Here is a 24018-nt window from a genome sequence, read left to right as displayed (position 1 = left end):
GTGATGACCCTACAGAGTGGGTCTGACACGTGTAGTGACGTTGTCAGTTCTCCGTGCGACGGAAGAGCAGGTCGTGTACGACGTGGCCCTTGTCGAGTCCCTGGCCCTCGAACCGGGTGAGCGGCCGGAAGTCGGGGCGCGGCGCGTAGCCGCCGTCGGGCTGCGTGTTCTCGAAGTCCGGGTGCGCGGTGAGGACTTCGAGCATCTGCTCGGCGTACGGCTCCCAGTCGGTCGCGCAGTGCAGCACGGCGCCCGGTGCCAGCCGGGTCGCGGCCAGGGTGAGGAACTCCGGCTGGATCAGCCGGCGCTTGTGGTGGCGGGCCTTGGGCCAGGGGTCCGGGAAGTAGACGCGGATCCCGTCGAGGCAGGCGGGCGGCAGCATTTCGCGGAGCAGGATGATCGCGTCGCCGTTGGCCACGCGGATGTTCGTGAGGCCGCCCCGTTCCGCGAGGGCGAGGAGGTTGCCCTGGCCGGGGGTGTGCACGTCGACGGCGAGGATGCCGGTGCCGGGGTCGGCGGCGGCCATCTGGGCGGTGGCCTCGCCCATGCCGAAGCCGATCTCCAGGACTACGGGGAGGCCGTCGAAGAGCGCCTTGAGGTCGATGACCTCGTGGCCGTCGATGTCCAGGCCCCAGGTGCCCCACAGGCGCTTCAGTGCCTCGCCCTGGCCGGTGGTGACCCGGCTGCGGCGCGGCTGGAAGCTGCGGATGCGGCGCTCGTGGTGCGAGCCGGCGGGGTCGGGCGCGGGGCCGTCGGGGAAGCGGGGCTCGGTGCGCCACTTGGGCGGCACGTACGTGTTCGCCTCCGGCGCGGGGCCGGGTGTGGGGTCGGCTACCGGGGGGCTGGGGTGGGGGTTCAGGGGCTCAGACACAATGCGGTGATTCTACGCCGGGGGGTGTGGCCTTGGCCTGGGGCGGCCGTGCCGTGGGCTCGCCGGGGGTGGGCTGGTTTGGCTCCGCCTGGGCTGGGCTCGGCCGGGCTGGGCTGGGCCGGCTGGCCGGCTGGGGTGGCGTCTGGCCGTCCGGGCTTGGGTGGGTTGCCGCGTCTGGGCCGCCTCGCTTCGCTTTGGCTCGCTTTCCGGGGCGGGGGCGGGGGCGGGGTCGGGGACGGGGTGGGGTGTCGTCCGGGACGGGCTTCGATGTTCGGCGCCTGATCCGAGCCGGGTTGTCCAGCGGTACCTGGCGCCGAATTCATCTCGTTTTAGTCCCGGCCGACACCCCACCCCCTCCCCGACCCCCGCCCGGCCGGGCTTGTTCAGCTTCGTGGGCGTTTGGGGCGCGGGGGGGAGAGACCGGGGGAAAGGGCTGCCGAGCGGCGGTCGTAGGGTCGGGGGATGGGTGTGGAGCGGTGGGTGCGGCGTGTGGTCGGGGCGGCCCGGTGATCGTGTGGCTCAACGGTCCCTTCGGGGGCGGGAAGACGCAGACGGCGTACGAGCTCCACCGGCGGCTGCCGGGCAGCGTGGTGTGCGATCCGGAACACGTCGGCTTCGGGCTGCACCGGATGATGCCGGCGGAGCTGCGGGGCGACTTCCAGGACCTCCGGGCGTGGCGGCAGGGGGTGTTCGAGGTACTGGACCTGGTGGCGCGGCGGCATCCGGGGCCGGTGCTGGTGCCGATGACGGTCACGGAGCCGGTCTGTTTCGCCGAGACGGTCGGGCGGCTGCGGGAACACGGCCACGAGGTACGGCACTTCGCCCTGCTCGCCGAGCGGGAGACCGTGCTGCGGCGGCTGCGCGAGCGGGGGCTCGGCCGCGGGCTGAAGCGGGAGAGTTTCGCGGTGGCCCGGCTCGACGGGTGCCTGGCGGCCCTGCGCGCACCGGAGTTCGCGGAGCACCTGGCCACCGATCGGCTGACGGTGTCGGGGGTCGCCGACCGGATCGCGGCCTCGGCAGGGCTCCGGCTGACGCCGGACACCGACGGCGCGCTCCGGGGCAGGCTCCGGCGGGCACTCGTCGGCGTACGGCACATCCGCTTCGACTGAGACGCGAGGCGTCAGGCGGCCGCTCCCGCGTACGCCCCGGCAGGGGCGGACCGCGTGGTGAGGGCGGTCATCCGGGCGGCGATGGTCCGGGCGGAGCTGCGCGGCAGCCGGTCGGCGATGAGGCCGTCGGCGAGGAAGAGCACCTGGTCGGCGTGGGCGGCGGCGGCCGGGTCGTGGGTGACCATGACGACGGTGGCCCGCAGGCTGTCGACGGCGGTGCGCAGCAGTTCGAGGACCTCGGCCGCGGTGGTGGTGTCGAGGGCGCCGGTGGGTTCGTCGGCGAAGACCACGTCGGGCCGGGTGACCAGCGCGCGGGCGATGGCGACGCGCTGCTGCTGGCCGCCGGAGAGCTCGGCGGGGCGGCGCCCGCCCTTGCCCTCCAGGCCGACGCGGGCGAGGAGCTCGGCGGCGCGGGCCCGGTCCTGGCCCGAGCTCCCGCCGCCGGCGAGTCGCATCGGGAGCAGGATGTTCTGCTCGACGGTGAGGGAGGGCAGCAGGTTGAAGGCCTGGAAGACGAAGCCGAGGCGGCTGCGGCGCAGCTCGGTGAGCTGGTCCTCGTTCATGCCGGTGATCTCGGTGCCACCGAGGCGGACGGAGCCCTCGGTGGGCAGGTCGAGTCCGGCGGCGCACTGGAGGAAGGTGGACTTGCCGGAGCCGGAGGGGCCCATGACGGCGGTGAAGCTGCCGCGCGGCAGGCTGAGGTCGATCCCGCGCAGCGCGTGCACGATGGTGGCCCCGCGCCCGTATGCGCGCCGTACGTCCCTCAGCTCGACGGCCGCCGAGGTGTCGTACCCCGCGCCCCCGTCGGACCGCTGCTGCCGCTTCGCTCGCCGGAGCCCCATGGTGTGCCGCCTTCCGTACCCGTGCCAGGGTGTCGCCTGATCGTGGCTCCGACGCTACGGATCACGCGGGGTCGGCGGCCATGACGCAGCCCGGCGGGCCGGCGGTGGGGTAAACCCCACCACCCTCAGAAGGAGCGGCGGATCAGCAGCAGTGCGCGGTCGTCGTTGACGTCCTTGGCGACCTTTTCGATCAGGTGCCAGGCGGCGCCCTCCCACCCGGCGGCGACGTAGCGGTCGGCTTCGCCGGTGAGGCGGTCGATGCCCTCGCTGATGTCGCGGTCGGCGGTCTCGACGAGGCCGTCCGTGAACAGCATGAGGACGTCGCCGCGGCGCAGGTTGCCGCGGGCGGGTTCGAACTCGGCGCCGTCGTAGACGCCGAGGAGCGGGCCTTCGCCGGACTTCTCCTGCCAGCGGCCGGTGCCCGCGGAGAGCTGGAGGGCGGGCAGGTGGCCGGCGGAGAGGAGTTCGTAGTCGCCGGTCTCCAGGTCCAGGACGAGGTGGATGGAGGTGGCGAAGCCCTCCTCCCAGTCCTGGCGGAGCAGGTAGCCGTTGGCGGCGGGCAGGAAGCCGTGCGGGGGCAGGGCGCCGAGCAGGCCGCCGAAGGCGCCGGAGAGGAGCAGGGCGCGGGAGCCGGCTTCCATGCCCTTGCCGGAGACGTCGGTCAGGACGATCTCCAGGGTCCGGCCGCCGTTCGTACGGGCAGCGACGACGAAGTCGCCGGAGAAGGACTGGCCGCCGGCCGGGCGCAGGGCCATTTCGCGGTGCCAGCCGGGCGGCAGGGCGGGCAGCTTGCTCTGGACCCGGATCCGTTCGCGCAGGTCGAAGAGCATGGTGCCGCCGCGCCGCCAGGGCACGCCGACGCGGCTGCGGAACTGCGCGATGACCAGTCCGAAGAACCCGCAGGCCGCGACGACCAGGACGGTGCCGGGGGTGACCCGCGCGGGGCCCTGGGTGTAGGGGCCGAGGACGAGGGCCTCGACGATCAGCGCGGTCGCGGAGGCGGCGTACAGCGCGAGCAGGGACGCGGGGCGCAGCAGCAGGCCCCCGGCCACGATCGGCAGGACGAGCGCGGAGGGCGAGAACCAGACGGGCAGCATCAGCGTGCCCCAGGCGAAGCCGGGGACGGTGAGCAGCAGGCAGGCGAAGGCGAGCCAGTCGGAGGCGTCGCCGCGGAAGTAGTCGACGGCGGATTTGCGCAGGGCGGTGCGGGCCCGGTGCCACAGCATGCGCGTCCGGGCCAGGAGGGTCTCCACACGGGCTCCGGCCATTGTTCCGGGACCTTATCCATCCTCGCTGTGGATGCGCAGGGGGACCCCTGTACCGGAGGTCCCCCGGTGCCCGAAAACAGATCGACTGGCAGCCAATGCCCTGATAGGCATCGGCATATGGCTCTTGAGATGCGCGTATTGCAGGCCGATGAGTGGGATGTCTGGTATGACCAGCTGGAACTGGCGTTCGGTGGTGTGGCCGACCTCCCGCAGGAGCGGAAGCTCTACCGGGAGCTGACGGAGACGGAACGTTCCCTCGGTGTGTGGGACGGCGAGACCTGCGTGGGCTCGGCGGGGGCCTTCAGCTTCCGCCTTTCCGTGCCCGGCGGCGCGCTCGTCCCGGCGGCGGGCGTGACGATGGTGGGGGTCTCCCCCACCCACCGGCGGCGCGGGGTGCTCAGCTCGCTGATGCGCCGCCAATTGGACGACATCCGGTCGGGTGGTGAACCACTCGCCGTGCTGACGGCCTCGGATCCGGCGATCTACGGGCGCTTCGGCTACGGCACCGCGACCTACGCCCTCGCGCTGGACATCGACACCACCCGTGTCGCGCTCTCCGTCCCGCCGGGGACGGACGAGGTGCGGCTGCGTCTGGCCGACCCGGAGCAGGCGCTGGCCGCGTGCGAGCGGGTCTACGCGGCGCTGGTCCCGAGGCGGCCAGGGATGCCCGCCCGGCAGCCGGGCTGGGAGCGCCTCGCGCTGCTGGACCCGCCGGGCGGGCGCGACGGCCGGTCGCCGCTGCAGTGCGTGCTCGCCGAGCGGGAGGACGGCGAGGTGGTGGGGTACGCCCGCTACCGGGTGAAGCCCGACTGGGAGCCGAGCGGTTCGGAGGGCAAGGTCGACGTGGTCGACCTCGACGCCCTGGACCCGGTGGCGGGCGCGGCCCTGTGGCGCTACCTCTTCGGGATCGACCTGACCTGGACGGTACGGGCGCACCGGCGGCCGGTGGACGATCCGGTGCTCCACCTGGTCAGCGACGTCCGCCGGTCCAAGCCGAGCACGCGGGACTCGCTGTACGTACGGCTGGTCGACCTGCCGGCCGCCCTGGAGGCGCGGGCGTACGGGGCCCCGCTGGACCTGGTCCTGGAGGTCGAGGACGCCTTCTGCCCGTGGAACGAGGGGCGGTGGCGGCTGGTGGCCGACGGCAAGGGCGGGGCCGCCTGCACGCGCACCGAGGAGGCGGCGGACCTCCGGCTGTCGGCGCGCGAGCTGGGCTCGGCGTACCTGGGCGGGATCACCCTCACCTCACTGGCGGCGGCCGGCCGCGTGCACGAGCTGCGCCCGGGCGCCGTCACGGAGGCCTCCCGGTCCTTCGCCGGGGACGTTGCCCCGTGGCTGCCGCACGGCTTCTAGGGAGTGTCGTCAAAGTGGCGCCGGCCGCCCGAAGGGCGGGGCCTCCGGCCAGGCGGGACTTTGACGACACGACCCAGGCCCTGTCAGGCCGCCGGCTCCCTAGCGGGCCTGGCAGGAAGGGCACCAGAAGAGGTTGCGGGCGGCGAGGTCGGCGGCGCGGATCTCGCCCCCGCAGATGTGGCAGGGCAGGTTCGCCCTGCGGTAGACGTACACCTCGCCGCCGTGGTCGTCCACCCGCGGCGGGCGGCCCATCGCCTCGGGCAGGTGCTCGTCGCGGACCGTGTCGATGCGGTTCTTCCGGACGCCCTCGCGCATCAGGGCGGCCAGGTCGGCCCACAGGGCGTCCCACTCGGCGCGGGTGAGGTCCTTTCCGAGCCGGTAGGGGTCGATGCCGTGCCGGAAGAGGACCTCGGCGCGGTAGACGTTGCCGACGCCCGCGACGATCTTCTGGTCCATGAGCAGGGCGGCGACGGTCGTGCGCGAGCGGGAGATACGGGCCCAGGCCCGGTCGGGGTCGTCGGCCGGGCGCAGCGGGTCGGGGCCGAGCCGGTCGTGTATCGCCTTCTTCTCGCCCTCGCCGATGAGCGCGCAGGCGGTGGGGCCCCGCAGGTCGGCGTAGTGGTCCTCGTTCAGCAGGCGCAGCCGGACCGTGTCCGTGGCCGGCGGGGCCGGGGCGGGGCCGAAGCCGAGCTTGCCGAAGAGGCCGAGGTGGATGTGGATCCAGGCGTCGCCGAGCTCGAGGAAGAGGTGCTTGCCGTGCGCCTCGGCGCTCTCCAGTTCCCGCCCGTCGAGCAGGGCCGCGCTCTCCGCGAAGCGCCCCTGGGGGCTGCTGACCCGGACCGGGCGGCCCGCGAACCGCTCGGCGTGGTCCTGGGCGAGGCGGTGGATCGTATGCCCCTCGGGCACGGCTGCTCTCCTTGGGAACGGCTCTCGCTGACACGAAAAGGCCGTGCCCCCGGGGAACCCGGTGGCACGGCCCGGCGGGATCAGCCCTGCTGCGGGTGGTGGGCCGGGATCGGGGGGAGCTCGCCGGTCTGCTCGTAGGCGGAGAGCATGTCGATGCGGCGCGTGTGGCGCTCCTCGTCGGAGTACGGGGTCGCCAGGAAGGCCTCGATGAAGCCGACGGCCTCGTCCTGCGTGTGCATCCGGCCGCCCACGGAGATCACGTTGGCGTTGTTGTGCTCGCGGCCGAGCTTCGCGGTCTCCACGCTCCAGGCGAGGATGGCGCGGACGCCCTTGACCTTGTTCGCGGCGATCTGCTCGCCGTTGCCGGAGCCGCCGATCACGATGCCGAGGCTGTCGGCGTCCGCGGCGGTCTTCTCCGCGGCACGGAGGCAGAACGGCGGGTAGTCGTCCACCGCGTCGTAGATGTGGGGCCCACAGTCGACGGGCTCGTGGCCGTTGTTCTTGAGCCAGTCCACCAGGTGGTTCTTGAGCTCAAAGCCGGCATGGTCGGATCCGAGGTACACGCGCATGGGACGAGTGTGGCACGAGCGCCCCCGACAGGCCGCGGCGGGTGTCGCGTAAGTCACTTCTAAAGCTCAAGTAAACCCAAAGAACGCAGATGGGACAGGGCGGGACCAAGGTCCTGGACGTTCGTCCCATCGCAACGATCCGGATTGGGGTCTTCCGCGCTGCGTTCATCTCAGGTTTGAATGCCCGGGCTCGCAACCCGAGAACCTAAGGATCCGTCCATGAGCTCCACGACGACCCTTCAGAAGGCAGGCGACCCGACCGGTGAACCCGGTTCCGCCCAGTCCTCCGACGGTCTGAAGGCCGGTCTCAAGAACCGCCACCTGTCCATGATCGCCATCGGCGGCGTCATCGGCGCCGGACTCTTCGTCGGCTCCGGCGGCGGCATCGCCAAGGCCGGCCCCGCCATCCTGGTCTCCTACGCGCTGGTCGGCGCGATGGTGGTCTTCGTGATGCGCATGCTCGGCGAGATGGCCGCCGCCAGCCCGAACTCGGGCTCCTTCTCCGCTTACGCCGACCGCGCGCTCGGCCGCTGGGCCGGCTTCTCCATCGGCTGGCTGTACTGGTTCTTCTGGGTCGTCGTGCTGGCCGTGGAGGCCACCGCCGGTGCGGCCATCCTGGAGAGCTGGATCCCCGCCGTCCCGCAGTGGGCCTGGGCGCTGATCGTGATGGCGGTCCTGACCGTCACCAACCTCGGCTCGGTCGCCTCGTACGGCGAGTTCGAGTTCTGGTTCGCGGGCATCAAGGTCGTCGCCATCGGCGCCTTCGTGGTCATCGGCATGCTGGCCGTCTTCGGCGTCCTGCCGGGCTCGGACAACCCGGGCGCGGGCTTCGCACACCTGACCGACACCGGCGGGTTCATCCCGAACGGCTGGGGCTCGATCCTCACCGGTGTGCTGATGGTCGTCTTCTCCTTCATGGGCAGCGAGATCGTCACCCTGGCCGCCGGCGAGTCCGAGGACCCGCGGCGCGCGGTCACCAAGGCCACCAACTCGGTGATCTGGCGCATCGGCGTCTTCTACCTGGGCTCGATCTTCATCGTGCTGACGCTGCTGCCGTGGAACGACCCGTCGATCACCGAGAAGGGCTCGTACGTCGCCGCCCTGGACTCGATCGGCATCGCACACGCCGGCACGATCATGGAGGTCATCGTCCTGACCGCCGTGCTCTCCTGCCTGAACTCGGGCCTCTACACCGCCTCCCGCATGGCGTTCTCGCTGGGCGAGCGCGGTGACGCCCCGAAGGCCTTCGCCAAGGTCAGCAAGAACGGTGTGCCGACCGCCGCCATCCTGGGCTCCGTGGTCTTCGGCTTCGTCGCCGTCTACTTCAACTACGCCTTCAAGGACACGGTCTTCAACTTCCTGCTGAACTCCTCGGGTGCGATCGCGCTCTTCGTCTGGCTGGTCATCTGCCTGACGCAGCTGCGGATGCGCGGGATCCTCATGCGTGAGGCGCCGGAGAAGGTCACCGTGAAGATGTGGCTCTTCCCGTACCTGACGTGGGCCACCGCCGCGATGATCGTCTTCGTGCTGGGCTACATGCTCTTCGACGACGCCAACCGCGAGGTCGTCCTGCTCTCGGTGCTGGTGGCGGCCGTGGTGCTGGTCATCGGCGTCGTACGCGACCTTCGCCGCAAGGCCGCACTGCGCGCCTAGCCCGGGCGCGGCGCAACGCGATGCGAGACACGGCAGCCCCGGACCACAGCGTGGTGGTCCGGGGCTGCCGTGCGAGGCGGGACGGGTCAGCCGCGGCGGCCGGCCAGCTTCCAGGCGGCCGGCAGGGCGCCCATCGCCAGGGCCGCCTTCAGGGCGTCGCCGATGAGGAACGGGGTCAGGCCCGCCGCGACGGCGGCGCTCAGGGACATCCCGGTGGCGGCCATCAGGTAGGGCACGCCCACCGCGTAGATCACCGCGGAGCCGAGCACCATCGTGCCGGCCGTACGGAGGACCGAGCGGTCGGCACCGAGTCGCGCGAGGGCGCCGACGAGGGTGGCGGCGAGCAGCATGCCGAGCACGTAGCCGAAGGAGGCGCCGCCCGCTCCGGAGGTGCCGCCCGCGAACCACGGCACCCCGGCCATGCCGACGAGGGCGTAGAGCGCGAGCGAGAGGAAGCCGCGGCGCGCGCCGAAGGCGGTGCCGACGAGCAGCGCCGCGAAGGTCTGGCCGGTGACCGGGACCGGGGAGCCGGGGACGGGCACCGCGATCTGCGCGGCCAGCCCGGTCAGCGCGGCCCCGCCGACGACGAGCGCGATGTCGCGGACGCGGCTCGCGGGCAGCAGGTCGGCGAGGACGGCGCCGGGCCGGAAGGAGACGGAAGCAGTGCTCATCGGGGCTCCGCGGGATCGTGGGTGGCAGGACGATCACCGACGTTAGTCCGCGGCCCGCCGGGCCCCCACCGCCACCCGCCACAAAGCCGTACTCCCCGGTTTGGTGGGGATCGCACAAAGTTCGCGTCCTACACCCGATGCGGCGTGATCCGCATCACGGGGAAGATTCAACAACACGTCCGTTTTGCACGGAAGGCCGCCGCTCAGTGAGACTGTAGGGTCCCGCCAATCCTGATGCGGAGCCCCCAACACCGCTGGGCCGAACGAGAGTACGAGCATCCCCTCATGCGTGACCGCCTGCCCGAAGCAGCCCCCCAGACGAACGGCCTCTCCGAGGAGCCCCTCAGCCACAGCCTGAAGCAGCGTCACCTGACGATGCTGGGCCTCGGCGGCGTGATCGGCGCCGGACTCTTCGTCGGCTCCGGGGCCGGCATCGGCATCGCCGGACCGGCCATCATCTGCTCCTACCTGCTCGCGGGCGTGCTCGCGATGCTCGTGATGCGGGCGCTGGGCGAGATGTCCGCCGCCATGCCCGCCTCGGGCTCCTTCTCCGTCTACGCGGAGAAGGCCCTCGGCCGCTGGGCCGGCTTCTCGGCGGGCTGGCTGTACTGGTTCCTGCTGGTCGTGGTGCTCGCCGTGGAGGCCACCGGCGCGGCGAAGATCGCGAACGGCTGGGTGCCCTCGGTCGACCAGTGGGTCTGGGTGCTCGTCTTCATGGTGGTCTTCACCGCGAGCAACCTGGCCGCCGTGCGCAACTTCGGCGAGTTCGAGTTCTGGTTCGCGGCCCTGAAGGTCGGGGCGATCGTGCTGTTCCTGGTCCTCGGCACCCTCGCGATCTTCGGCCTGCTCCCCGACACGGACCCCGTGGGCATGGCCAACCTGACCGGCCGGGGCGGCTTCTTCCCGGCCGGCACGGGCGGGGTCGTCGCCGGGATGCTCGCCGTCGTCTTCGCCTTCGGCGGCCTGGAGGTCGTCACCATCGCGGCCGCCGAGTCGGACGACCCGGCGCGGTCCGTGTCCCGGGCGGTGCGCAGCGCCGTGTGGCGCATCCTCTTCTTCTACGTCGGCTCGATGCTGGTCATCGTGACCCTGCTGCCGTGGGACTCGCTGGAGCCGGGCCAGAGCCCGTACGTCGCCGTCCTCGACTCCATCGGCATTCCGGGGGCGGGCCAGATCATGAACGTCGTCGTGTTCGTGGCGCTGCTGTCGGCACTCAACGCGAACCTGTACGGGTCCTCACGCATGGTGTTCTCGCTGGCCGAGCGGGGCGAGGCCCCGAGGTCGCTGCTGAAGGTCTCCGGGAGCGGCGTGCCGCGCCGGGCGGTCTTCGCGTCGGTGGCGTTCGGCTTCGTGTCGGTCGTGCTGAACCTGCTGTGGCCGGACACGATCTTCCTCTACATGCTCAACGCGGTCGGCGCCGTACTGCTGTTCGTGTGGGCGCTGATCGCGGTCTCGCAGCTGAAGCTGCGCCGGCGGATCGAGCGGGACATGCCGGAGCGGCTGACGCTGCCGATGTGGCTGTTCCCGTACGCGACCTGGGTGGCGCTGCTCGGCATGGGCGCGGTGCTCGTCCTGATGCTGTTCGACGACTCGGCGCGTCCGCAGCTGCTGTGGTCGACGGGCGCGGCGGCCGTGGTGCTGCTGGTGGCGGGGGTGCGGGAGCTGAGGGACCGTCGCCCCTGACGTTCGGCGACCTTCACGGAACGGGCCCGGGACTCACGTCCCGGGCCCGTTCCGCATTCCGGGGCGGCCGGTCACACCGCACCAACAGAGTCGACCCTTACTCGTGAGGGGGAACAGATACTGCTAGCGTGCAGTTGCGCATAGATTGCAATAAGCGATTGGCACGCCGAGGGGACCGGACACACGCATGGCCATCTACACGCTTCCTGAGCTTCCGTACGACTACGCGGCTCTCGAGCCCGTGATCAACCCGCAGATCATCGAGCTGCACCACGACAAGCACCACGCGGCCTACGTCGCGGGGGCCAACACCACGCTGGAGCAGCTGGAGGAGGCGCGCGACAAGGAGAACTGGGGCGCGCTGAACGGCCTGGAGAAGAACCTCGCGTTCCACCTCTCCGGCCACATCCTGCACAGCATCTACTGGCACAACATGGCCAGCCCCAAGACCGGCGACGGCGGCGGCATCCCGGACGAGAAGGACGGTCTGGGCGAGCTTCCGGCCGCGATCACCGAATCCTTCGGCTCCTTCGCCGCCTTCAAGAAGCAGCTCACCTTCGCGTCCTCCGCCACGCAGGGCTCCGGCTGGGGCGTGCTGGCGTACGAGCCCCTCAGCGGCCGCCTGATCGTCGAGCAGGTCTACGACCACCAGGGCAACGTCGGCCAGGCCTCCGTGCCAATCCTGGTCTTCGACGCCTGGGAGCACGCCTTCTACCTCCAGTACAAGAACCAGAAGGTGGACTTCATCGAGGCGATGTGGAACGTCGTGAACTGGCAGGACGTGGCCAGGCGCTACGCCGACGCCAAGGCGAACACCCCGCTGCTGATCCCCGCCAAGGGTTGATCGGCGCCCGCGAAGCCGCCCGACTCGTGATCGTCTTCTCAACCTTCACCGGCGGGCGTTGTGAACAGAAGGCCCTCGCGAGGACGTGACTCGCGAGGGCCTTCTGCGTACGTACGTGCGTGCTTTCGGGGCGGGCGGACTACTCGAAGCTCGGGCCCTTGGTGCGGGTGCGCTTGATCTCGTAGAAGCCCGGGGTGGAGGCGACGAGCAGGGTGCCGTCCCACAGCCGGGCGGCGGCCTCGCCCCGCGGAGCCGGCGTGACGACCGGACCGAAGAAGGCCACGTCCTGTCCGTCGGCACCGGGCACCGAGATCACCGGGGTGCCGACCTCCTGGCCGACGCGGTTGATGCCGTCGTTGTGGGACTCGCGCAGCACCTCGTCGTACTCGTCGGAGTCGGCGTAGGCGAGCAGCTCGGCCGGCAGGTCGAGCGCCGCCAGCGCCTCCGCGATCACCTCGCGGGTCGCGCCCTTGTCCTCGTTGTGGATGCGGGTGCCGAGTTCCGTGTAGAGCTTGCCGGTGATCTCGTCGCCGAACTTCTGCTGGGCGGCGACGACCACGCGCACCGGTGCCCAGCCCTTGGGGCCGAGCAGCTCGCGGTAGCGCTCGGGCAGTTCGTCCAGCTTGTTCTCGTTCAGGACGGCCAGGCTCATCACGTGCCAGCGGACCTCGACGTCGCGGACCTTCTCGACCTCCAGCATCCAGCGGGAGGTCATCCAGGCCCAGGGGCAGAGCGGGTCGAACCAGAAGTCGACCGGGGTCTTCTCGCGCACCTGGGTGTCGGTCATGTCTCTCCTCAGTCCTCGGTACTCAGTGGGGAAAAGGGCGTCCCTGGCTCACGTCCTCCGTCACCAACCAGCCAGGAGCCGCACGCATTCCCCCCATGGGAGGATTCGTCGCGAGAACGCGATCACGCACGAAGGAGTGCACGTGCCCGGAGAGAACCTGTCCCGCGACGAAGCCCGTGTGCGGGCCGAGCTGCTGTCCGTCGACGGATACGAGGTGGCCCTCGACGTCCGGTCGGCGGTGGACGAGGCCGAACCGGCCGAAGGCCCCAGGACCTTCCGCTCGGTGACGACGATCCGCTTCCGGGCCGCGGCCTCCGGCACGTCCACCTTCGCGGACCTGATCGCCCCTTCGGTGAACTCGGTCACCCTCAACGGGCGGGCGCTGGACCCGGCCGCCGTCTTCGACGGGGCGCGGATCACCCTGGAGGGACTGGCCGCCGAGAACGTCCTGGTCGTGGACGCGAACTGCGCCTACAGCCGGACCGGCGAGGGCCTGCACCGCTTCGTGGACCCGGAGGACGGCGAGGTCTACCTCTACACCCAGTACGAACCGGCGGACGCGCGGCGGGTGTACGCGAACTTCGAGCAGCCGGACCTGAAGGCGCCGTACCGCTTCGAGGTGACCGCGCCCGAGGACTGGCAGGTGTGGAGCAACGGCGCGGAGGAGTCCCGGGAGGGCGGCGTCCGGCGGTTCGCGCAGACCGAGCCGATCTCGACGTACATCACCTGCGTGGTGGCGGGCCCCTACCACTACGTGACGGACACCTACACGCGCGGGGACCTGACGATCCCGCTCGGCGCGATGTGCCGCAAGGGGCTGGCCCGGCACTTCGACGCGGACGACATCTTCCTCGTCACCAAGCAGGGCTTCGACCTCTTCCACGAGCTGTTCGACTACCCGTACCCCTTCGGCAAGTACGACCAGGCCTTCGTGCCGGAGTACAACCTGGGCGCGATGGAGAACCCGGGGATGGTGACCTTCCGGGAGGAGTACATCTTCCGCGGCAAGGTCACGCAGGCCTCGTACGAGCGGCGCGCGAACGTGATCATGCACGAGATGGCGCACATGTGGTTCGGCGACCTGGTCACCATGAAGTGGTGGGACGACCTGTGGCTGAAGGAGTCCTTCGCGGACTTCATGGGTTCCTTCGCCCTCGTGGAGGCCACCCGCTTCGACCAGGCGTGGGTCACCTTCGCCAACAGCCGCAAGGCGTGGGCGTACCGCGCCGACCAGCTGCCGTCCACGCACCCCATCACGGCCGACATCCGTGACCTGGAGGACGCGAAGCTGAACTTCGACGGGATCACCTACGCCAAGGGCGCGGCGGTGCTCAAGCAGCTGGTCGCCTACGTGGGACGGGACGCCTTCCTGGAGGGCGCGCGGCGCTACTTCAAGGCCCACGCATACGGGAACACGACACTGGACGACCTGCTGTCGGTGCTCGCGGAGGTCTCCGGGCGGGACATGGCCGCGTGGTCGCGGGCCTGGCTGCAGACGGCGGGCGTGAACGTGCTGACCCCAGTGGTCACGTACGACGCGGGCGGGCGCGTGACCGAACTGGCCGTGATGCAGGAGGGCGAGGAGCTGAGGCCGCACCGGGTCGCGGTCGGCCTGTACCGGCTGGAGTCGGACGGCACGCTGGTCCGCTACGCGCGGGCCGGGGTGGACGTGTCGGGGGCGCGGACCGTGGTCGCGGAGCTGGCGGGGCGGGAGCGGCCGGACCTGATCCTGGTCAACGACGAGGACCTCACCTACTGCAAGGTCCGCTTCGACGAGGGCTCGCTGGCCACGCTGCGGGCGCACCTGGGCGACCTCACGGACCCCCTCGCACGTGCGCTGAGCTGGTCGGCCGTGTGGGGTCTCACCCGGGACGGGCTGATGCCGGCCCGGGACTTCCTCGCGCTGGTGCTGGCGCACGCGGGGCGCGAGACGGACGTCGGCGTGCTGCAGATGCTGCACGCGCAGGCGCTGACGGCGGTCACCCACTACACGGCGCCGGAGCGGCGCGAGCAGGCCGGCCGGGAGCTGTCGGCGGGCGCGCTGCACGAACTGCGGCTGGCCGAGCCGGGTTCGGAGCACCAGCTGACCTGGGCCCGCTTCTTCGCGGCGGGCGCGGCCACGGAAGGCGACTTCCAGCTGCTGCTGGGGCTGCTGGACGGGTCGGCGCGGATCGACGGGCTGGAGGTGGACCAGGAGCTGCGGTGGGACTTCCTGCTGCCGCTGGCCGCGCACGGGGCGGTGGACGAGGCCGTACTGGGGGCCGAACTGTCCCGGGACGACACCGCGTCGGGCAAGCGGCACCAGGTGCGGTGCCTGGCGGCGCGGCCGTCGGCGGCGGTCAAGGACCAGGCGTGGGCGGCGGTGGTGGAGTCGGACGCGCTGTCGAACGCGCTGGTCGAAGCCACGATCGACGGGATGCAGCAGCCTTCGCAGCGGGGTCTGCTGGCGGCGTACGTGGAGCCGTACTTCGCGGTGCTGGAGCGGGTGTGGGCGGACCGGTCGATCCAGATCGGCATGGACGTGGTGAAGGGCCTCTACCCGTCCCTCCAGGACCCGGAGTCCACCGTCTCGGCGACGGACGCCTGGCTCGCCGCGCATCCCACGGCTGCGCCGGCCCTGCGCCGCCTGGTCCTGGAGTCCCGCGACGACCTGGCCCGGGCCCTGCGCGCCCAGCGCTGCGACGCGGCGGCCGGCAACTAGCCTGCGGCTCCACTGCTGGGGCTCCGCCCCAGACCCCGCGCCTCAAACGCCGGCGGGGCTGGATGTGCCCTGCGGGCACTCCAGCCCCGCCGGCGAGGTTGCGCTGCGCGCACGTCCGGACCGACGCCGGCCACATCCAGCCTCGCCGGCGTTTGAGGCGCGGGGTACGGGGCGGAGCCCCGGGCCTGCGGCCGCGCTCGCACCCCCTGGCCCGGCGGAGCCCCACGGCCTATCGGCCGTCGAACGTCCGTACTTTAGCCCCGGCTTGTCCCGATTTGCCGACGAGCGTGTAACAGGGGTTAGCAAGGCCATGGCCTGAGGGAATCACCGCGTCATGAACCAGAACGCACCCCTCCCCCTCGCCCACCTCACCGGCAGCCGCCCCCGCGTGCTGACCCTCGCCCAGCTGCGCGAGCACGGCGTCACCGCCTCCGACGCCGCCGAGCGGCCCTGGCAGCAGATCCTGCCCGGGGTGTTCCTGCTCCACTCCGGGCCGGCGACCAGTGAGGAGCGCCTGCACGCGGCCCTGCTCTACGCGGGGCGCCGCGGAGGTGGTGAGGCCATGATCACCGGGCTGGCGGCGCTCGCGCTGTACCGGTTCGCCTCGGCGCCCGCGCTGCTCGCCCTCTCTCACATCGACGTCCTCGTCCCCGGCACCCGGCGACTGCGGTCCACCGGGGACGTGCGGATCGTCCGGGGGCACACCCCTCCCCGGCCGCAGGAGGTGACCGGGCTCCCGGTGGCCCCCGTCGCGCGGGCCGTGGCCGACGCCGTCGCCCAGCTCGACGACGCCGGCACCGTGCGCCGCCTGCTCAGCGAGGCCGTCCGCGGCGGCCACTGCGAACCGGGCGCCGTCGTACGGGAGCTGACGGTGGCCCGGCTGCTGAACCGGCCGCACGTCGTGGACGCCGTCGAGTCCCTCCTGGCGGAGGGCCGGGCCATCGCCGAGGACCGGCTGTACCACCTCGTACGGGGCTACGAGCTCCCCGAGCCGGTCTGGAACGTGGACCTGCGGCTGCCCGGCGGCCCCCACCTCGGCGGCGTGGACGCCTTCTGGCCCGAGCACTCCGTGGCCGTGGAGATCGACACGCGGGCACCCCGCCAGGACGAGGACGAGGAGTGGTCCGAGTGCGTGCGCAAGCGCGAGACCCTGGAGCGGCTCGGGGTGACGGTCATCCACATCACCCCGCGCAAGCTCCGCGACTGGCCCGAGCAGCAGGCCGCGGTCATCCGGACCGCCCTGACGGCGTCCGGCGACCGCGAGCCCGCCGCCTACCTGGTGGTCCTGCCCCGGTGAGCACCGGGCGCCGGATTGGCCGGCGAGTACTCCGGGGTGCTCCAGCGCAGCCGCCCCGGGTGCAGGCTCTCCACCACCGACTCCACCCGGAAGCGGACCCGCCGCTCCCCATCGGCCCCGAACTCGGTGTCCGCGCGGCCGCTCAGCTGGAGCACCGCCCCGCTCTCCCAGTCCGGGAAGAGCAGCCCGGCCCGCGGATCGGCCGCCAGGTTCCCCAGGGTGAGGAACATGGCGTTGCCCGCGTAGTCCGGCCAGGCCAGCTCCACCGGCGACAGCACCTCCACGAAGCCCGGGAACCCGCCCCGGTGGCTGGCGTCGACCCCGTCCGCTTCCGCCGTGGTCGCGACGAAGAAGGTGTCGGCGCCGCGCACGGCCCGTTCCTGGCCGGGGGTGAGCGCGTCCCCGCGCCGTACGACGCCGGCCCCCTCGGCGACAAGGTCCAGCGGCTGCCGCTTCTGGAGGTACTTCGGACAGTTGGCGAACACCTGCTCCGCCTCGACGGCGAAGCCCCCCGGCGTCACCGCGAGGGTCCCGTTCAGGCGCATCCGGCGCCGGGTGCGCGGGTCGAGCGCGAGTGTGCCGACCCTGGTCCCGTCCTTCGCCAGCGCCTCCCCGAGCGGGTCCCCGGCCGGGAGACCGCCCGCGACCGCGATCCGGTCCGGTCCGGTGGCCCGTACGAAACCGGGCGCACCGGTGAGCAGGGAGGCCCACAGCCGCCCCGCGCCGTCGGCCGCGCCGACGACGAGGTGGGGCTGGAGCTCCAGGAAGGCCGCGGCGACGTCCCGGATGCCGGTGCCGATCGAACGGCCGACGTGCTCGGCGAGCTCCCGGACGCCGACCCGTTCCTGCACGGCCAGCGAGCCCGCGTGGTACGGCCCGGCCATTAGAAGAACCCGCAGGTCGGAGCGCCTGTGGTGGGAGCGGGCGCCCCTTCGGCGCCGGTCGGGACGGAGATCTCCAGCCGGGTGCCGTCCGGGTCGTGGAAGAAGATCCCGCCGGAGGCCCTGCCCTCGCCGTGGGCGACGACCCCCTCGTACGCGAACTCCACGCCCAGCGCGCGCAGCCGCTCCTCGTACTCCCGGACCTCCTCGATCGTTCCGGCCGAGAAGGCGAGGTGGTGCAGTCCCGCCGCGGCCGGGGCGTAGGCGGCGTCGGCCTGCTGCCAGAGGGTCAAGGTCAGCTCGCCGTCGTGGCCGAGGAAGGCGAAGCGGCGGCCCTCCTCCTTGCCCTCGCCGATGACCTCGAAGCCCAGGGCGTCCCGGTAGAAGGCGAGCGAGCGGTCCAGCTCGGTGACGTTCAGGCCCAGGTGGCCGGTACGGAGCTTGCTGATGGCGGACGTCATGAGGGTTCCTTCCCCAGAGGTTTCCCGTGTGATCTAACCTTCTAAATTGAGATTAGGGGTTAGACGCGGAATCGTCAACCGGCCACGTACCCTTGAGGGGTTAGTGGCACCAGGAGGCGGACATGACGGCGGCGGACCCACGACCCCTGACCGGGGAGCCGGTCTCGCTCGACCTGCTCAACACCCGCTGGATGAGGGAGGGCGAGCTCACCGACCTCTTCGCCGGGGCCTTCGGGCTGACCCGGATCGAGGGGCTCGCGATCTGGCTGCACAGCACCGGTCTGGCCGACCGCTTCCGCGCCGACGCCGCGACCCTCGTCCACCTGCTGACCGCCCGCGAGGCGCTGGCCCGAGCGGTCGCGGACCCGTCCGACGAGAGCGCCCGCGCCCTGGTCGACGCGGTGCTGGAGCACGGCCGCATCCGCGCGACGCTGACGGCCGACGGGCCGGGCGAGCGCGCCGAGTTCGCCGATCCGGCCTGGGGGCCGGCCTGGACGGCGGCGCGCGACTACCTCGAGCTGCTCGGCTCCGCACCCGACCGGATCCGCAAGTGCGCCTCCGAGAGGTGCGTGCTGCACTTCCACGACACCTCGCGCAACGGCACCCGGCGCTGGTGCTCGATGGCCGCCTGCGGAAACCGGGCGAAGGCCTCGCGCCACTACGCGCGCACGCGCGTGCGCTGAGCGCCCGGAATTTGTCACACCCGATCTGAGACCGTTCCTCACGGCAAGGCGGGTAAGTCTACAAATCCACTCTTCAGCACCCTCGGTTCGCACCGGTCTGTCCCGGTACGGTCGCGCTGGCGCAAACCCCGCATTGGCGAGAGTGCGCCATGGCAGGTCTCGGTCAATGACAACTCTCCCCAAAGAGCGACCGCTTGCGCAAAGCTGACCGGTCATCCGGCACCGAAATCCGGACCGTTTCTTTCACTTACCAGGGATGCTGATGACCCTCGAATCCCCCAGCTCCATATCCGGGGCCAGACGCGTCGCACGCGTCGCGGCCGCGGCCGGTCTGGTCGCCGCCCTCGCGGCCACCGGCTCCGGGACCGTCTTCGCTGCGACCGGCGCCGACAACCCGGGCACCACCCCCGCCGTGAAGTCCGCCGACCAGAAGCTCGGTTCGGCCGACGCCGAGCTGCTCCAGGAGGCGAAGACCAAGGGCGACGCGACCGTCACCGTCATGGTCGCCACCGCCCCCGGGCAGACCAAGCAGGTGGCCGAGCAGCTCGACGCCGTCCAGGGCGCCTCGGTGGGCCAGACGTACGACAAGCTCGGTTACGTCCGCGCCACCCTGCCCACCGGCCAGGCGGAGGCCGCGCTGAAGGCGGCCGCCAAGCTGTCCTCCGTGCACGGCATCGACCTGCGGCACGAGATCCAGCTGCCGGACCCGCGCCCCGACGCGGGCCGCGAGACGGGAGCGGGCACGCCCGCGCCCGGGTCGTACCCGGCGCCGGACAAGAACACCCCGGCGAAGAACCCGTACAACCCGTCCTTCGAGACCGGCGCGGTCGACTTCGTCAAGAACAACCCGCAGGCCGACGGCCGCGGCGTGACCATCGGCATCATGGACTCGGGCGTCGACCTCGGCCACCCGGCCCTGCAGAAGACCACCACCGGCGAGCGCAAGATCGTCGACTGGGTGACGGCGACCGACCCGATCACCGACGGCGACGCCACCTGGCGCGCCCAGATCACCCCGGTCACCGCCACGGGCGGCACCTTCACGGCGGGCGGCCAGAGCTGGAAGGCCCCCGAGGGCAGCTTCCAGTGGAGCCGCTTCAGCGAGTCGATCACCGCCAACGGCGACATGAAGGGCGACGTCAACCGGGACGGGGACACCACCGACCGGTTCGGCCTGCTCTACGACGTCGCCGCCGGCACCGTCCGCGTCGACACGGACCAGGACGGCGACTTCACGAACAACGAGCCGATGAAGCCCTACCGGGACGGCTACCAGATCGGCTACTTCGGCACGGACAACCCGGCGACCGAGGTCGCCGAGCGCATCCCGTTCGTGATCGAGATCCGCAAGGACGTCCCGATGGACCCGCTCGGCGGTGACTGGGTCGGCAAGAAGGCCGACTTCGTCAACGTCGGCATCATCGAGTCCGAGCACGGCACGCACGTCGCCGGCATCACCTCCGCCAACGGCCTCTTCGGCGGCGCGATGAACGGCGAGGCGCCGGGCGCGAAGATCGTCTCCTCGCGCGCCTGCTCCTGGTCCGGCGGCTGCACCAACATCGCGCTGACCGAGGGCATGATCGACCTCGTCGTCAACCGCGGCGTGGACATCGTCAACATGTCCATCGGCGGTCTGCCGGCGCTGAACGACGGCAACAACGCGCGCTCCGAGCTCTACAAGAACCTCATCGACACCTACGGTGTCCAGCTCGTCATCTCGGCGGGCAACGAGGGTCCCGGCATCAACACCATCGGCGACCCCGGCCTCGCGGACAAGGTCATCTCCGTGGGCGCCGCGGTCTCCAAGGAGACCTGGGCCGCCAACTACGGCTCCGCCGTGACCAAGAAGTACAACATGTTCCCCTTCTCCTCGCGCGGTCCGCGTGAGGACGGCGGCTTCACGCCGACCATCACCGCCCCCGGCGCGTCGATCAACACCATCCAGACCTGGCTGCCCGGCGCGCCGGTGAAGGAGGCCGGTTACAACCTGCCGGCCGGTTACGGCATGCTCCAGGGCACCTCGATGTCCTCGCCGCAGGCCGCGGGCGCCAGCGCCCTGCTGATCTCGGCCGCCAAGCAGGCCGGCATCAAGCTGGACCCGGCCGCCCTGCGGGTGGCGCTGACCAGCACCGCGAAGAAGATCGACGATGTCCCGGCCCACGCACAGGGTGCCGGTCTCATCAACGTGAACGGCGCGTGGGAGTCCATCCAGCGCGGCCCGAAGGCCAACGACTTCACCGTCAAGGCGCCGGTCGACACCGCGATCGACCAGTTCCTGAAGACCCCGGGCTTCGGCACCGGCGTCTACGACCGCGAGGGCGGCCTCAAGGTCGGCCAGAAGAAGGTCTACGACGTCGTCGTCACCCGCACCACGGGCGTCAAGTACGGCACCCGGCACAACCTGAGCTGGCGCAACAACGACGGCACCTTCAAGGTTCTCGGCGGCTACGACTACGTCACCCTGCCGCTGAACAAGCCCGTCACCATCAAGGTCGAGGCCAACGCCAAGTCGGGCGGCGTCCACAGCGGCATCCTGCAGCTGGACGACGAGACCACCGAGGGCATCGACAAGCAGATCCTGACCACGGTCGTCGCCGCCACCCCGCTGGCGAAGCCGTCGTTCACGCTGTCGGAGACCTCCTCCGTGCAGCGCAACAGCCACAAGTCGTACTTCGTGACCGTTCCGGCGGGCGCCAAGACCCTCGAGGTCGCCCTCGGCGGTCTCGCGGCGGGCAGCCAGACGCGCTTCATCTCGATCCACCCGTACGGTGTGGGCGTCGAGGACAGCGCGACGACCCAGTGCTACCCGAACTACGACAACCCGTCGAACAAGTGCCGCCCCGACCTGCGCTCGTACCCCGAGCCGACGCCGGGCGTGTGGGAGATCGAGGTCGAGTCGCGCCGTACGTCGCCGCTCCTCGACAACCCGTTCAAGCTGGACGTCTCCGTGCTCGGCGCGGCCTTCGACCCCGCGGTCAAGGTCCTGCCCGAGGTGAAGCAGGGCACCCCGGCGCCCGTCCAGTGGACCGTCAAGAACGACGCCGCCGCCATCTCCGGCGGCAAGCTGCAGGGCGGCCCGCTCGGCTCCGCGAAGGTCGCCAAGCCGACCATCGCGAACGGTGAGACCCAGACCACCGAGGTCACCATCGGCCAGGGCGTCTCCCGCCTCGACATCGCGATCGGCAAGGTGTCCGACACCGGCGCCGACCTCGACCTCGAGGTCTACAAGGACGGCGCCAAGGTCGGCTCCTCCGCCGACGGCGACTCCGAGGAGGCCGTGAGCCTGGCCGACCCGGCCGCGGGCACCTACACCATCAAGGTGATCGGCTACGCGGTCCCGGCCGGCTCCACCACGTACGACTACCGCGACGTGTACTTCTCGTCCGCCCTGGGCTCCGTCCAGGTCGACGAGGCCGCCACGGTGAACCTCGCCAACGGCGCCACCGCGCCGGTCTCGGCAAACGTCCTGGTCAACAGCGCGGCCCCCGAGGGCCGCCAGTTCTTCGGCCAGGTCCAGCTGCTCAACGCCCGCGGCACCGCCGCCGGCACCGGCAGCGTGCAGATCGAGAAGGTCCTCCCGTAACGGAGTGACCGCATGAAGGAGGGGCCGGTGCTCGATGAGCACCGGCCCCTTCCTGCACCGGCCCGGGGACCGGTCGCGGAGGCGGAGGAACCGGACGCCGCCCGGGTCCCGTCCGTACTACGGACAATGGATTGGACAAGCGGCCCGGGGTCGCACGCATGATGGAGCAGGCTAGCCCCAGCTGCACGTACCAGAGGAGTCACCGTGAGGGTCGGAATCGTCGGAGCCACCGGACAGGTCGGCGGAGTCATGCGGAGCATCCTCGCCGAGCGGAAGTTCCCGGTGGACGAGCTGCGGCTGTTCGCCTCGGCCCGTTCCGCCGGCACGACCCTGGAGTGGGAGGGCCGGGAGATCACCATCGAGGACGCTTCCACGGCCGACTACTCCGGCCTGGACATCGTGCTCTTCTCCGCCGGTGGCGCCACCTCCAAGGCCCTCGCCGAGAAGGTCGCCTCGCAGGGCGCCGTCGTGATCGACAACTCCTCGGCGTGGCGCAGGGACCCCGAGGTCCCCCTGGTGGTCTCAGAGGTCAACCCGCACGCGATCAAGAACCGCCCCAAGGGCATCATCGCGAACCCGAACTGCACCACCATGGCCGCGATGCCGGTGCTGCGTCCGCTGCACGACGAGGCCGGCCTGACCGCCATGGTCGCCACCACCTACCAGGCCGTGTCCGGCTCGGGCCTGGCGGGCGTCGCCGAGCTCGACGGCCAGGTCAAGGCCGTGGCGGACGGTGCGACCGGGCTGGTCCACGACGGCGGGGCCGTCGACTTCCCCGAGCCGGGCGTCTACAAGCGTCCGATCGCCTTCAACGTGCTGCCGCTCGCGGGCTCGATCGTGGACGACGGCACCTTCGAGACCGACGAGGAGCAGAAGCTCCGCAACGAGTCCCGCAAGATCCTGGAGATCCCGGAGCTCAAGGTCTCGGGCACCTGCGTGCGCGTACCGGTCTTCTCCGGCCACTCGCTCCAGGTCAACGCGCGCTTCGACCGCCCGATCAGCGTCGAGCGCGCCTACGAGCTGCTGAAGGACGCCCCGGGCGTGGAGCTGTCCGAGATCCCGAACCCTCTCCAGGCGGCCGGCAAGGACGCCTCGTACGTGGGTCGCATCCGCGTCGACGAGACCGTGGAGAACGGCCTCGCGCTGTTCCTGTCGAACGACAACCTGCGCAAGGGCGCGGCGCTGAACGCGGTGCAGATCGCGGAGCTCGTGGCCGAGGAGCTGCGCGGCTGAGCCGGCTCGCACGATGGAGGGGCGGCACCGTGACGGTGCCGCCCCTCCGTTGTTCTAGAGCCCGAGCTGCTGACGCAGCGCCCGGTCGATCTCCCTCATCGACTGCACCGGCACCATGCCGATCCGCCGTCCGAACCGCGAGAGGTCCAGGGCCCTGATCTGCTCGCACTGAGCCTTGGAGTCCAGTCTGAGACCGGTCTCCGTCGCAGACAGGAGAACCTGGAACGTGCGCACATGGGTGACGTTCGAGGTCACCGGCACCACGGCCAGGACACCTCGCTGAGCGCGGTCCGCCATACGGTTCGCGGCATCGTTGGTCACCAGGACGGCAGGGCGCAGTTTGTTGGCCTCACTGCCCACGGCCGGGTCGAGATCTACGAGGTAGATGTCACCGCGCTTCATCAACGATCCCGTCCCCCACCGTGTTGTCCCACAGTTCAGCCTCGCCGCTTTCGTACCACTCGTCCCACGCGGCCAGGTACTCGTCCTCCAGTGCCGACTCCTGCAGCAGCCGGATAGCGGCCTGTATCACCGCAGAACGGGACTCCGCTTCTGTCCTGGCCGCGTACTGATCGACGAAGGCCACGACCTCCTCCGGCAAGCTCACACTAATCTTCATACCT

21 protein-coding genes are annotated in these 24018 nt (G+C 71.3%); 10 read left to right on the top strand and 11 right to left on the bottom strand.

Going from position 1 to position 24018, the window contains the following annotated elements; all coding sequences use genetic code 11:
• Positions 1 to 43: 43 nt before the first annotated feature.
• Positions 44 to 871, bottom strand: coding sequence for a tRNA (guanosine(46)-N7)-methyltransferase TrmB (trmB, locus tag ACIP5M_RS01525; protein ID WP_401190704.1), 828 nt, complete (start codon positions 869 to 871; stop codon positions 44 to 46).
• Between the two features lie 506 nt (positions 872 to 1377).
• Between trmB and ACIP5M_RS01520 the strand changes: the two genes are divergently transcribed.
• Positions 1378 to 1980, top strand: a complete 603-nt coding sequence (locus ACIP5M_RS01520) for an AAA family ATPase (RefSeq protein ID WP_401190702.1) — start codon at positions 1378 to 1380, stop codon at positions 1978 to 1980.
• Between the two features lie 11 nt (positions 1981 to 1991).
• On the opposite strand, the gene ACIP5M_RS01515 is transcribed toward ACIP5M_RS01520, so the two are convergent.
• A complete protein-coding gene (locus tag ACIP5M_RS01515; RefSeq protein WP_401190701.1) occupies positions 1992 to 2822 on the bottom strand; it encodes an ABC transporter ATP-binding protein in 831 nt (276 codons plus the stop codon).
• A gap of 125 nt (positions 2823 to 2947) precedes the next feature.
• Positions 2948 to 4090 (bottom strand): PP2C family protein-serine/threonine phosphatase, encoded by a 1143-nt coding sequence (locus tag ACIP5M_RS01510; RefSeq protein WP_401190699.1) that lies wholly within the window; start codon positions 4088 to 4090, stop codon positions 2948 to 2950.
• A 117-nt stretch (positions 4091 to 4207) separates the two neighbouring features.
• Between ACIP5M_RS01510 and ACIP5M_RS01505 the strand changes: the two genes are divergently transcribed.
• Entirely contained in the window at positions 4208 to 5443 is a 1236-nt protein-coding gene (locus ACIP5M_RS01505) for a GNAT family N-acetyltransferase (RefSeq protein ID WP_401190697.1), read from the top strand.
• Between the two features lie 99 nt (positions 5444 to 5542).
• On the opposite strand, the gene ACIP5M_RS01500 is transcribed toward ACIP5M_RS01505, so the two are convergent.
• Together ACIP5M_RS01500 and ACIP5M_RS01495 are read right to left on the bottom strand one after the other, a co-directional pair.
• Complete coding sequence (locus ACIP5M_RS01500) at positions 5543 to 6349, bottom strand: Fpg/Nei family DNA glycosylase (protein WP_401190695.1); 807 nt, start codon at positions 6347 to 6349, stop codon at positions 5543 to 5545.
• Positions 6350 to 6429: 80 nt separating this feature from the next.
• On the bottom strand, positions 6430 to 6918 hold the full coding sequence (locus ACIP5M_RS01495) for a ribose-5-phosphate isomerase (RefSeq protein ID WP_401190694.1): 489 nt from the start codon (positions 6916 to 6918) through the stop codon (positions 6430 to 6432).
• A 219-nt stretch (positions 6919 to 7137) separates the two neighbouring features.
• Here ACIP5M_RS01495 and ACIP5M_RS01490 point away from each other — a divergent pair, with 219 nt between their 5' ends.
• A complete protein-coding gene (locus tag ACIP5M_RS01490) occupies positions 7138 to 8571 on the top strand; it encodes an amino acid permease (protein ID WP_401190692.1) in 1434 nt (477 codons plus the stop codon).
• A gap of 86 nt (positions 8572 to 8657) precedes the next feature.
• Here the strand turns inward: ACIP5M_RS01490 and ACIP5M_RS01485 are convergent, their stop codons facing one another.
• Positions 8658 to 9242, bottom strand: coding sequence for a biotin transporter BioY (locus ACIP5M_RS01485; protein ID WP_401190690.1), 585 nt, complete (start codon positions 9240 to 9242; stop codon positions 8658 to 8660).
• Positions 9243 to 9527: 285 nt separating this feature from the next.
• Here ACIP5M_RS01485 and ACIP5M_RS01480 point away from each other — a divergent pair, with 285 nt between their 5' ends.
• On the top strand, positions 9528 to 10925 hold the full coding sequence (locus ACIP5M_RS01480; RefSeq protein ID WP_401190688.1) for an amino acid permease: 1398 nt from the start codon (positions 9528 to 9530) through the stop codon (positions 10923 to 10925).
• A gap of 187 nt (positions 10926 to 11112) precedes the next feature.
• Positions 11113 to 11769, top strand: a complete 657-nt coding sequence (locus ACIP5M_RS01475) for a superoxide dismutase (RefSeq protein WP_401190686.1) — start codon at positions 11113 to 11115, stop codon at positions 11767 to 11769.
• A gap of 139 nt (positions 11770 to 11908) precedes the next feature.
• Here ACIP5M_RS01475 and ACIP5M_RS01470 read toward each other — a convergent pair whose 3' ends face one another.
• Positions 11909 to 12556: a DsbA family protein gene (locus ACIP5M_RS01470; RefSeq protein WP_401190685.1), complete on the bottom strand. Its 648-nt coding sequence runs from the start codon at positions 12554 to 12556 to the stop codon at positions 11909 to 11911.
• A 142-nt stretch (positions 12557 to 12698) separates the two neighbouring features.
• Between ACIP5M_RS01470 and pepN the strand changes: the two genes are divergently transcribed.
• Together pepN and ACIP5M_RS01460 are read left to right on the top strand one after the other, a co-directional pair.
• Complete coding sequence (gene pepN / locus ACIP5M_RS01465) at positions 12699 to 15257, top strand: aminopeptidase N (RefSeq protein ID WP_401190683.1); 2559 nt, start codon at positions 12699 to 12701, stop codon at positions 15255 to 15257.
• Between the two features lie 334 nt (positions 15258 to 15591).
• Positions 15592 to 16554 (top strand): hypothetical protein, encoded by a 963-nt coding sequence (locus ACIP5M_RS01460; RefSeq protein ID WP_401190682.1) that lies wholly within the window; start codon positions 15592 to 15594, stop codon positions 16552 to 16554.
• On the opposite strand, the gene ACIP5M_RS01455 is transcribed toward ACIP5M_RS01460, so the two are convergent.
• Entirely contained in the window at positions 16530 to 17438 is a 909-nt protein-coding gene (locus ACIP5M_RS01455) for a pyridoxamine 5'-phosphate oxidase family protein (protein ID WP_401190680.1), read from the bottom strand. The two genes, ACIP5M_RS01460 and ACIP5M_RS01455, sit on opposite strands and share 25 nt — an antisense overlap.
• A complete protein-coding gene (locus tag ACIP5M_RS01450; protein WP_401190679.1) occupies positions 17438 to 17896 on the bottom strand; it encodes a VOC family protein in 459 nt (152 codons plus the stop codon). The genes ACIP5M_RS01455 and ACIP5M_RS01450 overlap by 1 nt, the downstream gene beginning before the upstream one ends.
• A gap of 122 nt (positions 17897 to 18018) precedes the next feature.
• On the opposite strand from ACIP5M_RS01450, the gene ACIP5M_RS01445 reads away from it, so the two are divergent.
• The 3 genes from ACIP5M_RS01445 (at position 18019) to ACIP5M_RS01435 (ending at position 23395) form a co-directional block, all read left to right on the top strand.
• Entirely contained in the window at positions 18019 to 18579 is a 561-nt protein-coding gene (locus tag ACIP5M_RS01445; RefSeq protein ID WP_401190677.1) for a CGNR zinc finger domain-containing protein, read from the top strand.
• Positions 18580 to 18841: 262 nt separating this feature from the next.
• A complete protein-coding gene (locus ACIP5M_RS01440) occupies positions 18842 to 22162 on the top strand; it encodes a S8 family serine peptidase (RefSeq protein WP_401190676.1) in 3321 nt (1106 codons plus the stop codon).
• Between the two features lie 204 nt (positions 22163 to 22366).
• Positions 22367 to 23395: an aspartate-semialdehyde dehydrogenase gene (locus ACIP5M_RS01435; protein WP_401190675.1), complete on the top strand. Its 1029-nt coding sequence runs from the start codon at positions 22367 to 22369 to the stop codon at positions 23393 to 23395.
• 54 nt (positions 23396 to 23449) lie between these two features.
• Here ACIP5M_RS01435 and ACIP5M_RS01430 read toward each other — a convergent pair whose 3' ends face one another.
• Positions 23450 to 23797 carry a type II toxin-antitoxin system PemK/MazF family toxin gene (locus ACIP5M_RS01430; RefSeq protein WP_401190674.1) on the bottom strand — a complete coding sequence of 116 codons (348 nt, stop codon included), beginning with the start codon at positions 23795 to 23797 and terminating at the stop codon, positions 23450 to 23452.
• Positions 23784 to 24014 (bottom strand): type II toxin-antitoxin system ParD family antitoxin, encoded by a 231-nt coding sequence (locus tag ACIP5M_RS01425; protein ID WP_401190672.1) that lies wholly within the window; start codon positions 24012 to 24014, stop codon positions 23784 to 23786. Before ACIP5M_RS01425 ends, ACIP5M_RS01430 begins: the two co-directional genes overlap by 14 nt.
• Positions 24015 to 24018 lie beyond the last annotated feature (4 nt).

Origin of the sequence: Streptomyces sp. NPDC088762 (assembly GCF_044750905.1) — a bacterium.
Taxonomy (GTDB): domain Bacteria; phylum Actinomycetota; class Actinomycetes; order Streptomycetales; family Streptomycetaceae; genus Streptomyces.
This window is presented reverse-complemented; position numbering and strand designations above follow the sequence as displayed.

Excerpts from the sequence above, each read along its gene's own strand:
- ACIP5M_RS01515 (WP_401190701.1), bottom strand. The coding sequence starts at position 2,822 with ATGGGGCTCCGGCGAGCGAAGCGGCAGCAGCGGTCCGACGGGGGCGCG.
- ACIP5M_RS01510 (WP_401190699.1), bottom strand. The coding sequence starts at position 4,090 with ATGGCCGGAGCCCGTGTGGAGACCCTCCTGGCCCGGACGCGCATGCTG.
- ACIP5M_RS01505 (WP_401190697.1), top strand. The coding sequence starts at position 4,208 with ATGGCTCTTGAGATGCGCGTATTGCAGGCCGATGAGTGGGATGTCTGG.
- ACIP5M_RS01495 (WP_401190694.1), bottom strand. The coding sequence starts at position 6,918 with ATGCGCGTGTACCTCGGATCCGACCATGCCGGCTTTGAGCTCAAGAAC.
- ACIP5M_RS01490 (WP_401190692.1), top strand. The coding sequence starts at position 7,138 with ATGAGCTCCACGACGACCCTTCAGAAGGCAGGCGACCCGACCGGTGAA.
- ACIP5M_RS01485 (WP_401190690.1), bottom strand. The coding sequence starts at position 9,242 with ATGAGCACTGCTTCCGTCTCCTTCCGGCCCGGCGCCGTCCTCGCCGAC.
- ACIP5M_RS01480 (WP_401190688.1), top strand. The coding sequence starts at position 9,528 with ATGCGTGACCGCCTGCCCGAAGCAGCCCCCCAGACGAACGGCCTCTCC.
- ACIP5M_RS01475 (WP_401190686.1), top strand. The coding sequence starts at position 11,113 with ATGGCCATCTACACGCTTCCTGAGCTTCCGTACGACTACGCGGCTCTC.
- ACIP5M_RS01470 (WP_401190685.1), bottom strand. The coding sequence starts at position 12,556 with ATGACCGACACCCAGGTGCGCGAGAAGACCCCGGTCGACTTCTGGTTC.
- ACIP5M_RS01460 (WP_401190682.1), top strand. The coding sequence starts at position 15,592 with ATGAACCAGAACGCACCCCTCCCCCTCGCCCACCTCACCGGCAGCCGC.
- ACIP5M_RS01455 (WP_401190680.1), bottom strand. The coding sequence starts at position 17,438 with ATGGCCGGGCCGTACCACGCGGGCTCGCTGGCCGTGCAGGAACGGGTC.
- ACIP5M_RS01450 (WP_401190679.1), bottom strand. The coding sequence starts at position 17,896 with ATGACGTCCGCCATCAGCAAGCTCCGTACCGGCCACCTGGGCCTGAAC.
- ACIP5M_RS01445 (WP_401190677.1), top strand. The coding sequence starts at position 18,019 with ATGACGGCGGCGGACCCACGACCCCTGACCGGGGAGCCGGTCTCGCTC.
- ACIP5M_RS01440 (WP_401190676.1), top strand. The coding sequence starts at position 18,842 with ATGACCCTCGAATCCCCCAGCTCCATATCCGGGGCCAGACGCGTCGCA.
- ACIP5M_RS01430 (WP_401190674.1), bottom strand. The coding sequence starts at position 23,797 with ATGAAGCGCGGTGACATCTACCTCGTAGATCTCGACCCGGCCGTGGGC.
- ACIP5M_RS01425 (WP_401190672.1), bottom strand. The coding sequence starts at position 24,014 with ATGAAGATTAGTGTGAGCTTGCCGGAGGAGGTCGTGGCCTTCGTCGAT.